This is a genomic window from Bacillus sp. LQ16 (assembly GCF_057784645.1).
This window is the reverse complement of sequence record NZ_CM173491.1, coordinates 135,004-150,000: the sequence shown is the minus strand read 5'-3', so window position 1 is coordinate 150,000 and position 14,997 is coordinate 135,004. Positions and strand designations below refer to the sequence as shown.

Below are 14,997 nucleotides of genomic sequence, written 5' to 3'. Positions count from 1 at the left end.
TAGAGCGCATCATGAAAGATGGACACGAAATTGGTAGTATGGGTTACAATTACACATCCTACACTTCTCTAGAGACGAATGAAATAAGACGAGACCTTTTACGAGCACAAGATGTTTTTACAAAACTTGGGGTAAAACAAGTCAAGCTGTTACGTCCACCTAGTGGCGAATTTAACAAGGCAACCCTTAAAATTGCAGAATCACTTGGATACACCGTCGTGCATTGGAGTAACAATTCCAACGATTGGAAAAACCCAGGTGTAAATCACATCGTTTCCACCGTCTCCAATAATTTGAAAGGTGGAGATATTGTCTTATTACACGCATCCGATTCTGCCCTTCAAACAAATAGAGCTTTACCGCTGCTCCTGCAAAAATTAAAAAGTGATGGATATGAGCAAATATCCGTATCACAACTTATTTCCAACACAAGTACGAAAAGTGAAGATGTGAAATAGCTTCGTCCCTACTACTCTTCACGTATAAAAAGCTCTACTACCTTTCAAAAAGGTGGTAGAGCTTTTTTAATCACACCATTTCCAGTAATATAACTGCTGATATATAAAACCTCTCTCTATTAAGCAGATTTACTCGTTTTTCCGATTAAACGATGTAATACAAGTAATTGATATGCATTACATAACAATAGCGGTATAACCATTAAATATAACCAATCTGTATCATTAATCCGAAGCGCCGGTACCCATTCAAGAATCGTTACAACAACCATAAAGAACAGAGCTGGCACAAATGCTTTTTTATTTGTTTCTTTACTTTTTACATAAGCAACAATTGCTCCAAACACAAATAAAATTCCAGCAACAAGTATGTTATTCCCCAATGAGATTTCCCCATTTGCAATAAGTACAGATCTTAAATACACAAAATCAAATAATACGAATGCAATAAAGAAGAGCTGGACTGCATTCCATAAAGACGATGAGCGAAACATCCCTAGTCCAAAACGATGGATTGTTAAATATGCAAAGAATCCCATTTGACTTATAACGCTAAAAATAAATCCTACACCCATCAACCAGAAAGATACCGCTAAAATCTCCTTAACGTCTAAATTTTGAAAAAATTCATCATACCTGTCCCACTCCAAAACAAAACCAATAATAACTGTGCTAATCCCACCAAGAAACAACGTCGTTAAAAATAGTCGTACCCACTTGCGGCTATTCACAACACATCCCCCATTATCCTTATATTTCTAATTAAATTGTATCAATGACAATTTCAAAAAGCTAGCCATGTTCATGTATAAATTCCTTAAAGATATTTATATTAAAAAGAGAGAACTGTGCTGAAAGGAGTTCCAACTTATGAAACGGATACTATTCATTTTCGTTTCTTCTTTTCTACTTATCGCACTTGTAGCATGCGCACAAGGAAAAGAAACGAAATCCGAACTAGATTACGATCAAACAAAGAAAATGATTGTTGATATTTTAAAAACAGATCAAGGTAAGAAAGCTATTCAAGATGTATTAACTGATGAAAAAATGAAACAAGCACTCATACTAGATGAAACAGTAGTAAAGAAAACGATTGAAGATGCCATGGTATCCGATAAAGGGCAACAATTCTGGGAAAAGCTCTTTAAAGATCCTGAGTTCTCATCAAAGTTTGCTAAAAGTATGGGGAAAGAACAAACCCAATTAATGAAAACCTTATTAAAAGACCCTGAATACCAAGCAGGCGTTATAGAAATTATGAAAAATCCTGAAGTAGAAAAAATGATGTTACAAACAATGAAGAGTAAAGAATACCGTCAATATCTACAACAAGTACTAACAGAAACTGCTGAAAGTCCACTCTTCCAAGCCAAGATGATTGATATCATTAGTAAAGGTGTACAAAAGGCTGAAAAAGGTGGATCTGATAAGAAAGAAGCAGGCGGTGATGGCAGTTCTCAAGGCGAAAAGAAGGAAGAACAGTGAAAATAATAACTATAATAACGAGTGGACAATGTATAAATTGTCCACTCGTTATTACTTTATCTTGCTATTAACAGACAAAATGGCCCTCTAGTTAAGCGAAAGGTTTACTAGTTGTTGCCAGTAACAGATGAACCCCACCGATTAAAGTTTCGCTTTATTTTTGTGTAACAGCTGTTTTATCAATTACTGTTTCAGCTATTTTACTATAAATAATGCCGGTTGTATGTGTATCCTCATATACTGAAGGAGCAAAGTCTTCTTTATTCCAATCGGGTTGTTGCAGTGGAATACGCCCAAGAACATTTGTTTGTAGTTCGGTAGCTAACTTATCTCCCCCGCCTCTTCCAAATACATATTCTTTCTCACCAGTTACCTTACTTTCAAAATATGCCATGTTCTCAACAACACCGAGAATACTATGTTCAGTGCGTAATGCCATCGCTCCAGCACGCGCTGCTACAAACGCAGCTGTTGGATGCGGTGTCGTTACAATAATCTCTTTGCAAGATGGCAACATTGAGTGCACATCTAACGCAATATCACCTGTGCCTGGTGGCAAATCTAATACTAAATAATCTAAATCGCCCCATTCTACTTCTGTGAAGAAGTGGTTTAACATTTTCCCAAGCATAGGTCCTCTCCAAATAACTGGTGCATTATCCTCTACAAAGAAGCCCATTGAGATTACCTTTACACCTAAACGTTCCACCGGAATTATCTTATCACCTCTTACGATGGGACGTTTTTCTATCCCCATCATGTCTGGCACACTAAAACCGTAAATGTCCGCATCAATAATACCAACTTTTTTTCCTAAACGAGCTAAAGCAACTGCAAGGTTAACGGAAACGGTTGATTTTCCCACGCCACCTTTTCCACTCGCTACTGCTAAGAATGTCGTTTTTGAATTTGGTGACAATAAAGATTCACTTTGCTCTGCTTCTTGTTCTGGTGCAAACTGAGCTAATTCCTCTTCTGTAAATTCTGCAAAACGAAGTCCAACTGTTGCTGCTCCAAGTTCTTTTAATAACTTTACAATTCCAGACTGCAACTGCATTTGTTCCGCTGTACCAGTTTTTACGATTGCAATTTTGACACTCACATGTTCCTTCTCAGGCTTGACTGTTACCTCTTTAATTGCACTTGTTTCTTTTAATGTTTTATGTAAAAACGGATCTACAATCCCTTCTAACGCTTCAACCACTTGTTCTTTCGTTACCATAATTAGCCCAGCCCCCTGTATGAAAAATAACGTAATGTTAATTGAATTTATCTCTGCTTATTCTTGAAATAAATGCGTTTACATTTCCAGTATAACATATTTTCCGAAAACTTCGTTAACGAGAGAAACTCAAAAAAATCCTCCTTATTCTGGAGGATTTCCTTTTTCCGTGAAATAGCGTAATATACCCCGGTATATTGCAGCTGCTACCTTTTGCTGATATTTCTCCGAATTTAACATATACCTTTCGTTCACATTCGATAAAAAGCCGGCTTCAATTAAAGCACCTGGTGTTTTAGAATACTTTAATAAATACACATGCGAAATTGTCTTAGCAGAACGATTCGTGTTCTCTAAACTTGTTCTCAATTCAGCCTGTATAAATTTTGCAGCACGTTCATTTTCAATTGAAGAGCGGTAATAGAACGTTTGTGCACCTTTCGATCCACTACTAGTTAAAGCATTTAAATGAATACTTGCAAAAAAGTCTACATCAGGTTTATTGATGATTTCTACACGTTTTTTTAAATCCTCTGCTTTACGTCTACTATATGACTTTGTATCTTTGTTAGCTAAATCATAATCTCCCTCACGCGTTAAAATAACTAGTGCACCTTGTTCTTGTAAATAGTCTTGTACCTTTTTTGTAATTTCAAGCGTAATATCCTTTTCTATAATATCCTTTCCTCCAACAGCCCCTCCATCTGGTCCACCATGACCTGCATCTAATACAATTACTTTCCCTGATAAGGGTAAATTCCAAGCTCGCCACGATTTTGTAATTTGAAATTCTTGTTTGACTAAAAAAAACAATACAACCGCAGCGAGTGCAAAAGAGATAATTCGAATTCTCTTCATACCTTTCCTCCTCCAGCTAGTCCCTCTAATTACTTATATGGGACAAAAGGAAAGTTTATGCTTGTCTTAATGAAGCTTTAATCGATATCTTCTTTCACCTTTTTCATACCCTTCTTGCCACCACAATCCTATAAACTGCTGACAAGATTCAAAAAGTAATTCCTCATCTTTCAACTTTATTTCTCGCATAGTCATACTCGTTAAAAATTGAAATAGCGTTTCAGTTAATTGTTGTTCTTCTTCTAAAGCTCTATATTTCACATCAAAAAACGATTCACCATAATAACCAAATTTACTATATCTCGCTCCTAATAAATAAGATTCTATCCCTAATTCAATACAGTAATCTTCATACTGACGATGAAGCTCTTGCATTTGAAAGGCATCACGAATATTTGAGCGTAATGTTTTTAATGATAATTCCCGCAACATCTTCCGCTCGTATTTTAACTGCTTTTCTTTTTGTTTTTCTTGTAAGCTGACAATGACATTCATAGTACTTATAAACCTCCCTAATACGTATTAGTCTAAACTTCTAAAGAAGAAGCATACGCGCGGCGGTAGCACTAAAATATTCCAAGCTATAAAAATTACAAAAGAGGAATGAAACATAAAAAAACCCCAACCAAAATGGTTGGGGTTTGTAGTTCGCAAAAATTAACGTTTTGAGAACTGAGGTGCACGACGTGCGCCTTTAAGACCGTATTTTTTACGCTCTTTCATACGTGCGTCACGAGTTAATAGACCTGCACGTTTTAGTGTTAGACGGTATTCTGGATCAGCTTTTAATAAAGCGCGAGAAATACCGTGACGAATAGCACCAGCTTGACCAGTGTATCCACCACCATTTACGTTTACAAGTACATCGTAGTTACCTAAAGTTTCTGTTGCAACTAGAGGTTGTTTCACTACTTCACGTAATGCAGCAAATGGGATATAGTTTTCAAAATCACGACCGTTAATGATAACGCGTCCTTCGCCTGGAACTAGGCGTACGCGCGCTACTGAACTCTTACGACGTCCAGTGCCATAGTATTGAACCTGTGCCAAAGTAAGCCCTCCTTTAATTAATTATCCGCGAAGTTCGTAAACTTCTGGTTTTTGTGCTTGGTGTGGATGCTCTGCTCCAGCATACACGTTAAGTTTCTTAGAAACTTGACGGCCTAAGCGTCCTTTTGGAAGCATGCCTTTAATTGCAAGCTCTAACATTTGTACAGGGTAGTTTGTACGCATTTCAAGAGCTGTTCTCTGCTTAAGTCCACCTGGGTGGTTAGTGTGACGGTAGTAAATTTTATCGTTTAATTTATTACCTGTTAAATGAATTTTCTCAGCGTTAATAATAATTACATGATCACCCGTGTCAACGTGTGGTGTAAATGTAGGTTTGTTTTTACCACGTAAAATGGATGCTACTTCAGTAGATAGGCGACCTAAAGTTTGACCTTCAGCATCAACCACATACCATTTACGCTCAACTTCGTTAGCTTTTGCCATAAAAGTCGTACGCATGTGTTTCCCTCCTCGTTATCTTTTCCATAGAAAAAATCTATTGTTTATCTTAAACACGATTTCCTTCCGGGGCTAATCGTGGTTTTAGAAACAATACCATATGTTATGATATACTTTTGAGTTTCTAATGTCAAGCAAATGTTACACCAGGATTAGTTGTTATAGTTTACCTCCCATAGGTAAAGCCCATGACCTGGAGCCATCTTTCCAGCAAACTGACGATTTTGTTTCGCTAAAATCTCTGGAATGCTATCAGGATCAAGCTTTCCTTGCCCTACGTTAAGTAACGTACCAACAATAATTCTGACCATATTATATAAAAATCCATTACCTACAAAACGAAAAATTAATTCATCGTCTTGCTCAATTAACTCGATTTCATAAATTGTTCGCACTTTATCTTTTTTGTCAGTTTTTGCCGAACAAAAAGAAGTGAAATCATGCGTTCCAATAAAATACGGAATTGCTTTTCTTATTTTTTTGATTTCGAGCGGATATGGATATTGATATACGTAATTTCTACGGAATACATCCGCAGTCTTCGATAATAATACACGATAACGATATTCTTTTTTCTCAACACCGTAACGTGCATGAAATTCTTCTGTTTTTTTCTCTACTTGCCTAATAACAATATCATCTGGCAACATTGTATTTAAAGCGTTACTCCATTGCCACTCTTCAAGAGACAAAGGAGTATCAAAGTGTATGACTTGTCCTTTTGCATGAACCGTAGAATCTGTTCTACCAGATGCCTGAACACGAACAAGTTCTCCCTTATGCAATTTCTGTAATGCTTTTTCTATCTCCTGTTGAACAGTACGATGCTTCGGCTGAATTTGATAACCACAAAAATGCATGCCATCATATGCAACCGTACATTTTATTCTATCCATTTCTCTATTCTCCATTACGATCGCACCCATGCCAAAATACAAGCTAAACAAAATAAGCTTACAATCGTTACTGTATCGCTTGTTTTCCAGCGTAGTTGCCTAAATTTAGTACGTCCTTCACCACTTTGATATCCACGAGCTTCCATCGCAATAGCTAAGTCCTCTGCACGCTTAAAAGCACTGATAAACAGAGGAACAAGCAGTGAGATAATAGCTTTCATTCTATCTTTTATCGGTCCCCCAGCGAAATCAATACCACGTGATGCTTGTGCTTTCATTATTTTACTCGTTTCATCCATTAATGTCGGAATAAAACGAAGAGAAATTGACATCATTAATGCGATTTCATGAACAGGAACCTTTATACGCTTCAACGGCTTTAATAACGTCTCCAAACCATCTGTAATTTCAATAGGTGTCGTCGTTAACGTTAATAATGTCGTCATTAAAATAATAACGAAGAATCGTACAGAAATGTATATCCCTTGCTCTAATCCTTTTTCATGTATCGAAAACCAACCAAGCTGGAGTAGTACATCCCCCTCTTTATTTGTAAAAATATGCAGGAAAAATGTAAAAAGAAAAATCCATAAAATTGGTTTTAAGCCCGAAAGTACATAACGAATCGGCACTTTTGCAAAAAATAAAGCAATGAGTGCATATAAAAATAAAAATCCATATGAAATCGCATTATTTGCTAAGAAAACAACAAATACATATAAAAAGACAATCAGCAGCTTCGTACGTGGATCAAGTTGATGAATAAGTGAATTCCCCGGGATATATCTCCCAATAATCAACTGCTGCATGATTCATGACCACCTTTTCGTAACACCTGCACAACTTCATGAGTAAGATCCTCTAAAGATAAGGTAGCCTTTGGAATTGAAATACCAAACTTCTCTTCAATTGCACGTTTATACTTTAATGACATAGGAAGATCCACACCAATTTTCTCTAGTTCATCAGCATGTGAAAATACTTCCTCTGCACTTCCTTGCAAAAAGACCGTTCCTTTATGCATAACTACAATCTGCTCCGCATACTGAGCGGCATCCTCCATATTATGCGTTACAAGGATAACTGTAAGCCCCTTCTCCTTATGCAACTTATAAAACATCTGCATAAGTTCGTTCTGCCCTTTTGGATCTAGCCCTGCTGTAGGTTCATCTAATACAAGCACTTCAGGTTCCATCGCCAATACACCCGCTATCGCAACACGCCTCATTTGCCCGCCACTTAACTCAAACGGTGAACGTGTTAACAGTTCTGGCTCTAACCCTACAAGTTCAATTGCCTCTCTTGCCTTTTGCTTCGCTTCTTCTACAGATACCCCAAAATTAGTAGGGCCGAAACAAATATCTTTCTCCACAGTCTCTTCAAACAACTGATGTTCTGGGAATTGAAAGACAACCCCTACTTTTTTACGTAGTGGCTTTAGCTTTTTTTCTTTCTTTCCTGCCGAAATCAAATGTTCACCAATTTGAACTGTACCATTTGTCGGCTGCAATAAACCATTTAAATGTTGAATCATCGTCGACTTACCTGAACCAGTATGACCGATAATGGCATAATAGCCCCCACTTGGAAACGACACGTCTACATCATAAAGCGCGCGTCTTTCAAATGGAGTTTTATATTGATAACGATGTTCTACTTTTTGGAATGTAATCTCCAAAGTTCGTTCACCAAGCTTTCCATTGTAAGATGCGTATTTTGCAAAATAATTTCATTTCTTTTTAATAATTCTGCTATTTTCACCGAAAACGGTACATCTAAGCCAATTTCTTGGAGCATATGAGAGGACTTGAAAATTTTCTCTGGAGTCCCTTCCTCTAATATTTCTCCCTTATTTAAAATAATGACACGATCTGACTGTGCCGCTTCTTCTAAATCGTGCGTAATTGATAACACAGTAATACCTTTTTGATTAACAAGTTGTCTAACCGTTTCTACTACTTCACGTCTTCCTTGAGGATCTAACATTGACGTTGCTTCATCTAATATTAAAATAGATGGCTGAAGTGCTAAAACGCCCGCTATTGCCACTCGCTGCTTTTGCCCACCAGATAAGGAATGAGGCTCATCATTAAGAAAATCTTCCATACGGACAAGTCGTAAGGCCTGTTCTAATCTTTCAATCATTTGTTCTCTGGGCATTCCGATATTCTCTAAGCCAAATACAACATCATCTTGCACTGTTGTTCCAACAAATTGATTATCTGGATTTTGAAATACCATTCCAATTTGTTTTCGAACATCCCATACCGTTTCCTCTGATAAAACCATTGAATCATTTACTGTAATAGTCCCTGCTTCCGGCAAAAACAAACCATTCAATAATTTTGCAAGTGTAGACTTTCCTGAACCGTTTTGTCCAATAATAGATACCCATTCTCCCTCATATAAGGAAAATGAAACATCTTTTAATGCATACGTGGCTGCCCCAGGATATTGAAATGATATATTTCCTATCCGAAGTTTCTCTTTTTTCAATAGAAGGCACCCTTTCCTTCGCCAAGCTCGCCTATTTTTATATTTAAAAAAAAGGGCCATGACCAGTTTCTTGAAAAGAACTGTCCTGCCCTTTTAATTATCATTATACTAACTCGATAATTACCATTGGTGCTGCGTCTCCGCGACGTGGACCAATTTTTGCAATACGAGTGTATCCGCCTTGGCGCTCAGCATAGCGTGGAGCTACATCAGCGAATAATTTTTGAAGTGCATCTTGACCAGTCTCAGCGTTAGCTACTTCATTGCGAATGAAAGCTGCTGCTTGACGACGAGCATGAAGATCTCCGCGTTTACCTAAAGTGATCATTTTTTCCACTACAGAACGAAGTTCTTTTGCACGAGTTTCTGTCGTTTGGATGCGCTCGTTGATAATTAAATCAGTAGCTAAGTCACGTAACATAGCTTTACGTTGCGCACTTGTACGGCCTAATTTTCTGTATGCCATTCGTAGTTCCCTCCTTTGTTCATGGGTTTAAATCCTCAGTCGTCTTTACGTAAACCTAAACCTAATTCCTCAAGTTTATGTTTAACTTCTTCTAAGGATTTACGTCCTAAGTTACGAACTTTCATCATATCTTCTTCTGTTTTGTTCGCAAGCTCTTGTACAGTATTAATTCCTGCACGTTTTAGGCAATTATAAGAACGAACAGAAAGGTCTAGTTCTTCGATAGTCATCTCAAGAACTTTCTCTTTTTGATCTTCTTCCTTCTCGACCATAATCTCAGCATTTTGTGCTTCATCAGTTAAACCAACAAAGATATTTAAATGCTCAGTTAAGATTTTGGCACCTAAAGAGATAGCTTCTTTTGGCCCGATGCTTCCATCCGTCCATACATCAAGCGTAAGCTTATCATAATTAGCCACTTGTCCGACACGTGTCTTTTCCACTTGGTAAGTCACACGTGATACTGGAGTATAAATAGAATCAATAGGAATTACTCCTATTGGTTGATCTTCGCTTTTATTTGCATCAGCTGGCGTATACCCACGGCCACGCTTTGCAGTTAAACGCACGCGGAAATGCGCATCTTTTGCTAACGTTGCAATGTGTAAATCTGGATTTAAGATTTCTACATCACTATCGTGAGTAATATCAGCAGCTGTGACAATACCTTCGCCCTGCACATCAATTTCCAACGTCTTCTCTTCTTCAGAGTAGATTTTAAGAGCTAACTTTTTCAAGTTTAAGATGATCGTCGTAACGTCTTCTACTACGCCCTCAACTGTTGAAAATTCATGTAATACGCCATCGATTTGGATAGCAGTAACAGCGGCACCAGGGAGTGAGGATAAAAGAATACGACGTAAGGAGTTACCCAAAGTAGTACCATATCCACGCTCAAGCGGTTCAATTACGAATTTACCATATTTAGCATCTTCGTTAAGTTCAACCGTTTCGATTTTCGGCTTTTCGATTTCAATCATTAACTAAACCCTCCTTCAAAACGTCGAAACCCCGGTTAAACAAAGGTATAACCCCTGTCTAACCGAAAGTCCCCCTTAGGCAGTTCCCGATTGTGCACAACAAGCGATGTTTCTGTACGAAATTTCTCGATAATGCATCATATCCATTATAGACAAAAGGGAAAATTCTATACAGAAAAATTACACACGACGACGTTTTGGCGGACGACATCCATTATGAGGAACTGGAGTAACATCTCTAATTGCTGTTACTTCTAGACCTGCAGCTTGAAGAGCACGAATTGCAGCTTCACGACCAGCACCAGGACCTTTAACAGTAACCTCTAAAGTTTTTAAACCGTGCTCCATTGCAACTTTAGCAGCAGCTTCAGCAGCCATTTGCGCAGCGAATGGAGTAGATTTACGAGATCCACGGAAACCAAGTGCACCAGCACTAGACCAAGAAAGCGCGTTACCGTGAGTATCTGTAAGTGTTACGATTGTGTTGTTGAAAGTAGAACGAATATGAGCTATACCAGCTTCGATATTCTTTTTCACACGTTTTTTACGAGTGTTTGTTTTACGTGCCATTGTTAGTTCAACCTCCTTTACTTATTATTTCTTTTTATTTGCTACTGTACGACGTGGACCTTTACGTGTACGAGCATTGTTTTTAGAATTTTGACCACGAACTGGTAAACCACGACGGTGACGAAGACCACGGTAAGAACCGATCTCCATTAGACGTTTAATGTTAAGAGATACTTCACGACGAAGGTCTCCCTCAACTTTAATACGATCGATAACATCACGGATACGTCCTAATTCGTCTTCCGTTAAATCACGAACTCGTGTTTCTGAAGAAATACCAGCTTCAGTAAGAATTTTTTCAGCAGTTGTGCGACCAATGCCGAATACGTAAGTTAAAGAAATAACAACGCGTTTGTCTCGAGGAATATCTACACCTGCGATACGTGCCATTCTGAATGCACCTCCTTCTGATTAACCTTGTTTTTGTTTATGTTTAGGGTTTTCACAAATAACCATTACTTTTCCACGTCTACGAATAACTTTACATTTTTCGCAGATTGGTTTAACTGACGGTCTTACTTTCATGTCTCGAACCTCCTTAAAGATTACGGAGTGCTATATTATTTAAAACGGTACGTAATACGACCACGATTTAAATCGTACGGAGATAATTCTACCGTAACTTTGTCTCCTGGTAAAATACGAATGAAGTTCATACGGATTTTACCAGAAACGTGAGCCAATACGACATGCCCATTCTCTAATTCTACTTTGAACATAGCATTTGGCAACGTTTCAAGAACGGTACCTTCGACTTCAATTACATCATCTTTAGCCATTCAATAGTTCTCCCTTCTTCAAATCAGTAACATTTTACACTGCTCTGAAATCCCGGAGAGCCAGCTACTTATAAAGTGGTAAGGATTTCGTATCCTGCTTCTGTAAGAGCAATCGTGTGCTCAAAATGGGCACACCATTTACCATCTACCGTTACCACTGTCCAGTCATCAGATAGTGTTTTTACATATCGTCTTCCTTGATTCACCATCGGCTCAACACAGATGACCATTCCCGGCTTTAATCTAGGGCCTCTATTTGGTGGACCATAGTGCGGGATTTGAGGGTCCTCATGTAAGTCTTGCCCGATTCCGTGACCAACATACTCCCTAACGATCGAGAATCCATTCTCTTCAGCATGGGTTTGAACCGCATGTGAGATATTTGATAATCTCTCGCCTGGTTTTACTTGTTCTAGACCAAGATACAACGATTTTTCTGTGACATCAAGTAGCTTTTGAACAGATTCAGAAATGTTTCCAACTGGATACGTCCATGCAGAATCTCCATGGTACCCATTGTATTTCGCACCAATATCGATACTGATGATATCGCCCTCTTTGAGCTTGCGCTTTCCTGGAATTCCGTGTACAAGCTCTTCATTTACAGAAGCACATATGCTCCCCGGAAATCCGTTGTATCCTTTAAAAGATGGCGTAGCACCATATTTTTGAATCGTCTTTTCCGCTATTTGATCGAGCTCTTTCGTTGTAATTCCTGGAGTAATGTGCTGTTTCAACTCTTGATGAGTTAAAGCAACGATTCTGCCAGCTTCTCGCATGATTTCTATCTCGCGAGGAGTTTTGCAGATGATCATTACGCTAAGCCTCCGATGAGAACATCGATATCAGCAAATACTTTATTGATATCTTGCTCACCATTAATGCTTTTTAAGTAACCAAGCTCGTCGTAGAAATCAAGCAAAGGTTTTGTTTGCTTAATATTCACATCTAAACGATTTGCTACAGTTTCTTCATTGTCATCAGAGCGTTGGTATAATTCGCCACCACATTTATCGCACACATCAGCTGTTGCTGGTGGATTGAATTCTAAGTGGTAAGTCGCACCGCACTCTTTACAAATGCGACGGCCTGTAAGGCGTTTTAATAACAACCCTGAATCCACATTAATGTTTAAAACATAGTCGATTTTTTTGCCAAGATCTTTCATAATCTCTTCAAGAGCTGATGCTTGTGCAACAGTTCGTGGGAAACCGTCTAGTAAGAAACCTCTTACGCAGTCTTCTTGACTTAAACGTTCACGAACAATTCCGATTGTAACTTCATCTGGAACAAGTGCACCTTTATCAATAAAAGATTTTGCTTGTAGACCCATTTCAGTTTCAGCCTTCATAGCTGCACGGAACATATCTCCTGTTGAAATGTGAGGGATGTTATACTTGGCTACAATCTGTTCGGCTTGTGTACCTTTACCAGCACCAGGAAGCCCCATTAAAATTAAGTTCATCCTTGTTCCCCCTCAGTACATGAGCATGTAGGGAAGATGGTTCTTCCCACTTACTCACTGCTTGATAAACCCTTTGTAATGGCGTTTTACCAGTTGGCTTTCTAGCTGCTTCATTGTTTCTAAAGCAACGCCGACAACGATTAACATACTCGTTCCACCAATCTGTGCAGATGGAGGAAGATTTCCCAATTTCGTAAAGATAACTGGTAAGATTGCAATCGCTGCTAGGAAAATTGATCCTACAAAGGTCAAACGATACAAGATTTTTGTTAGATATTGTTCTGTATTCTTACCCGGACGAATACCTGGAACATATCCACCTTGCTTGTTTAGATTCTCTGACATTTGCTCTGGATTAACCTGAACAAACGCATAGAAATATGTGAAGGCTACAATGAGCGCAACATATATGATCATTCCCACTGGGTGAGAATAGTTAAAGTTTGCAATAATCCACTGCGATACATCATGTTTCGGGAAGAACTGTGCAATAGTTGGAGGCGTAATTAAGAATGAAACAGCAAAAATGACTGGAATAACACCCGCACTATTTACCTTAAGCGGTAAATGTGTGTTTTGTGCTCCAGCATGATTCCCATTCCCTCCTGTTACACGCTTCGCGTATTGAATTGGGATCTTTCTAACAGCTTGTTGAATGAAAATAACACCAACAATAACTGCTAGCACAGCTAGTAAAATCAATGCAACTTTAACGATACTCATGAACAATTGATCTCCGATATTTTGAAACTGTTGTTGATACACTTGAGATATAACACTTGGGATCGCTGCAGCAATACCGCCAAAGATAAGGATGGAAATACCATTACCCACACCTTTAGCTGTAATCTGTTCGCCTAACCACATTAAAAATGCAGTACCAGCAGTCAGTACCGTAGCAATGTATAAATAAGTGCTCCAACCAGGATTCAAAATTAATTGCCCACCTACCATACCGTTAAAACCGATTGACATACCAAACCCCTGAATAAACGCAAGAACAATTGTAAAGTAACGCGTGAATTGCGTTAGTTTACGACGGCCCATTTCACCTTGCTTCGACCATTCCGAAAATTTAGGAACAACATCCATCTGCAATAATTGCACGATGATGGATGCTGTAATATACGGCATGATTCCCATCGCAAAGATGGAGAAGTTTTTCAAGGCGCCACCGCCAAATGTATTTAGAATACCTAAAGCATTTAATTGGTCTTGTGCTTTCAGTACGTCTCCATTTGTAAATGGCACTGGGATAAACGTGCCAATCCTGAATACGATTAACATCGCTAAAGTGAATAATATTTTACGTCTTATCTCAGCAACGCGCATAAAGTTGGAGATTGTACGAAACATTAGATCACCTCAACTGATCCGCCAGCTGCTTCAATTGCTTCTTTAGCACTTGAAGAGAACTTGTGCGCTTTAACAGTTAGTTTTTTCTCTACTGCTCCGCTTGCAAGAATTTTAACACCGTCGTTTAACTTGCTGATAACGCCAGTTTCCAGCAATAATTCAGGTGTTACTTCTGTACCATCTTCAAAACGATTTAACGTTGATAAGTTTACAATAGTAAACTCTTTACGGTTAATGTTTGTGAAGCCGCGTTTTGGTAAACGACGGAATAATGGAGTTTGACCACCTTCGAAGCCAAGACGAACACCGCCACCAGAACGTGCGTTTTGTCCTTTATGACCTTTACCAGCAGTTTTACCGTTACCAGAACCGATACCACGACCGACACGGTTACGTACTTTACGAGAACCTTCTGCAGGTTTTAATTCATGAAGTTTCATTCCCAGGCACCTCC

General features: G+C 38.5%; 22 protein-coding genes (1 of these 22 only partly in view). 2 read left to right on the top strand and 20 right to left on the bottom strand.

Annotated features, from left to right (window positions below):
• Positions 1-458: the 3' portion of a polysaccharide deacetylase family sporulation protein PdaB gene (gene pdaB / locus AC3EMB_RS00870; RefSeq protein WP_000464717.1), read on the top strand. 307 nt of this gene lie to the left of the window's left edge; only the last 458 of its 765 coding nucleotides appear in the window; the start codon falls outside the window, past its left edge; the stop codon is at positions 456-458.
• 119 nt (positions 459-577) lie between these two features.
• On the opposite strand, the gene kbaA is transcribed toward pdaB, so the two are convergent.
• Positions 578-1,189 (bottom strand): KinB signaling pathway activation protein KbaA, encoded by a 612-nt coding sequence (gene kbaA, locus AC3EMB_RS00865; protein WP_488517399.1) that lies wholly within the window; start codon positions 1,187-1,189, stop codon positions 578-580.
• Positions 1,190-1,328: 139 nt separating this feature from the next.
• Here kbaA and gerD point away from each other — a divergent pair, with 139 nt between their 5' ends.
• Positions 1,329-1,946 (top strand): spore germination lipoprotein GerD, encoded by a 618-nt coding sequence (gene gerD, locus AC3EMB_RS00860; protein ID WP_366988474.1) that lies wholly within the window; start codon positions 1,329-1,331, stop codon positions 1,944-1,946.
• A gap of 154 nt (positions 1,947-2,100) precedes the next feature.
• Here gerD and AC3EMB_RS00855 read toward each other — a convergent pair whose 3' ends face one another.
• From AC3EMB_RS00855 to rplO, 19 genes are all read right to left on the bottom strand, one after another.
• Positions 2,101-3,168, bottom strand: coding sequence for an Mrp/NBP35 family ATP-binding protein (locus AC3EMB_RS00855; protein WP_000256623.1), 1,068 nt, complete (start codon positions 3,166-3,168; stop codon positions 2,101-2,103).
• A 144-nt stretch (positions 3,169-3,312) separates the two neighbouring features.
• The gene (gene cwlD / locus AC3EMB_RS00850; protein ID WP_000822439.1) at positions 3,313-4,026 is read right to left on the bottom strand and encodes an N-acetylmuramoyl-L-alanine amidase CwlD; all 714 of its coding nucleotides are present in this window, start codon (positions 4,024-4,026) and stop codon (positions 3,313-3,315) included.
• Between the two features lie 66 nt (positions 4,027-4,092).
• Positions 4,093-4,521, bottom strand: coding sequence for a DUF2521 family protein (locus tag AC3EMB_RS00845; protein WP_001101005.1), 429 nt, complete (start codon positions 4,519-4,521; stop codon positions 4,093-4,095).
• 162 nt (positions 4,522-4,683) lie between these two features.
• Complete coding sequence (gene rpsI, locus AC3EMB_RS00840; protein WP_000079986.1) at positions 4,684-5,076, bottom strand: 30S ribosomal protein S9; 393 nt, start codon at positions 5,074-5,076, stop codon at positions 4,684-4,686.
• A gap of 21 nt (positions 5,077-5,097) precedes the next feature.
• Positions 5,098-5,535: a 50S ribosomal protein L13 gene (rplM, locus tag AC3EMB_RS00835; RefSeq protein ID WP_001260795.1), complete on the bottom strand. Its 438-nt coding sequence runs from the start codon at positions 5,533-5,535 to the stop codon at positions 5,098-5,100.
• Between the two features lie 152 nt (positions 5,536-5,687).
• The gene (truA, locus tag AC3EMB_RS00830; RefSeq protein ID WP_002094238.1) at positions 5,688-6,431 is read right to left on the bottom strand and encodes a tRNA pseudouridine(38-40) synthase TruA; all 744 of its coding nucleotides are present in this window, start codon (positions 6,429-6,431) and stop codon (positions 5,688-5,690) included.
• A 14-nt stretch (positions 6,432-6,445) separates the two neighbouring features.
• Positions 6,446-7,240, bottom strand: a complete 795-nt coding sequence (locus tag AC3EMB_RS00825) for an energy-coupling factor transporter transmembrane component T family protein (RefSeq protein ID WP_001186530.1) — start codon at positions 7,238-7,240, stop codon at positions 6,446-6,448.
• Positions 7,228-8,109 carry an energy-coupling factor ABC transporter ATP-binding protein gene (locus AC3EMB_RS00820; protein ID WP_000406539.1) on the bottom strand — a complete coding sequence of 294 codons (882 nt, stop codon included), beginning with the start codon at positions 8,107-8,109 and terminating at the stop codon, positions 7,228-7,230. The genes AC3EMB_RS00825 and AC3EMB_RS00820 overlap by 13 nt, the downstream gene beginning before the upstream one ends.
• Positions 8,085-8,927, bottom strand: coding sequence for an energy-coupling factor ABC transporter ATP-binding protein (locus AC3EMB_RS00815; RefSeq protein ID WP_000711762.1), 843 nt, complete (start codon positions 8,925-8,927; stop codon positions 8,085-8,087). The genes AC3EMB_RS00820 and AC3EMB_RS00815 overlap by 25 nt, the downstream gene beginning before the upstream one ends.
• 103 nt (positions 8,928-9,030) lie before the next feature.
• The gene (rplQ, locus tag AC3EMB_RS00810; protein WP_000331490.1) at positions 9,031-9,393 is read right to left on the bottom strand and encodes a 50S ribosomal protein L17; all 363 of its coding nucleotides are present in this window, start codon (positions 9,391-9,393) and stop codon (positions 9,031-9,033) included.
• A 35-nt stretch (positions 9,394-9,428) separates the two neighbouring features.
• Positions 9,429-10,373, bottom strand: a complete 945-nt coding sequence (locus AC3EMB_RS00805) for a DNA-directed RNA polymerase subunit alpha (RefSeq protein ID WP_000569643.1) — start codon at positions 10,371-10,373, stop codon at positions 9,429-9,431.
• A gap of 180 nt (positions 10,374-10,553) precedes the next feature.
• The gene (gene rpsK, locus AC3EMB_RS00800) at positions 10,554-10,943 is read right to left on the bottom strand and encodes a 30S ribosomal protein S11 (protein WP_000101797.1); all 390 of its coding nucleotides are present in this window, start codon (positions 10,941-10,943) and stop codon (positions 10,554-10,556) included.
• 24 nt (positions 10,944-10,967) lie between these two features.
• Entirely contained in the window at positions 10,968-11,333 is a 366-nt protein-coding gene (rpsM, locus tag AC3EMB_RS00795; RefSeq protein WP_000090792.1) for a 30S ribosomal protein S13, read from the bottom strand.
• A gap of 21 nt (positions 11,334-11,354) precedes the next feature.
• The gene (rpmJ, locus tag AC3EMB_RS00790) at positions 11,355-11,468 is read right to left on the bottom strand and encodes a 50S ribosomal protein L36 (RefSeq protein WP_000868344.1); all 114 of its coding nucleotides are present in this window, start codon (positions 11,466-11,468) and stop codon (positions 11,355-11,357) included.
• A gap of 35 nt (positions 11,469-11,503) precedes the next feature.
• A complete protein-coding gene (gene infA, locus AC3EMB_RS00785; RefSeq protein ID WP_001029884.1) occupies positions 11,504-11,722 on the bottom strand; it encodes a translation initiation factor IF-1 in 219 nt (72 codons plus the stop codon).
• Between the two features lie 68 nt (positions 11,723-11,790).
• Positions 11,791-12,537 (bottom strand): type I methionyl aminopeptidase, encoded by a 747-nt coding sequence (gene map / locus AC3EMB_RS00780; RefSeq protein WP_000582539.1) that lies wholly within the window; start codon positions 12,535-12,537, stop codon positions 11,791-11,793.
• Positions 12,537-13,187, bottom strand: coding sequence for an adenylate kinase (locus tag AC3EMB_RS00775; protein ID WP_001048997.1), 651 nt, complete (start codon positions 13,185-13,187; stop codon positions 12,537-12,539). Before AC3EMB_RS00775 ends, map begins: the two co-directional genes overlap by 1 nt.
• Before the next feature lie 54 nt (positions 13,188-13,241).
• Complete coding sequence (secY, locus tag AC3EMB_RS00770; RefSeq protein WP_000490118.1) at positions 13,242-14,543, bottom strand: preprotein translocase subunit SecY; 1,302 nt, start codon at positions 14,541-14,543, stop codon at positions 13,242-13,244.
• Positions 14,543-14,983, bottom strand: coding sequence for a 50S ribosomal protein L15 (gene rplO / locus AC3EMB_RS00765; protein ID WP_000766083.1), 441 nt, complete (start codon positions 14,981-14,983; stop codon positions 14,543-14,545). The genes secY and rplO overlap by 1 nt, the downstream gene beginning before the upstream one ends.
• Positions 14,984-14,997 lie beyond the last annotated feature (14 nt).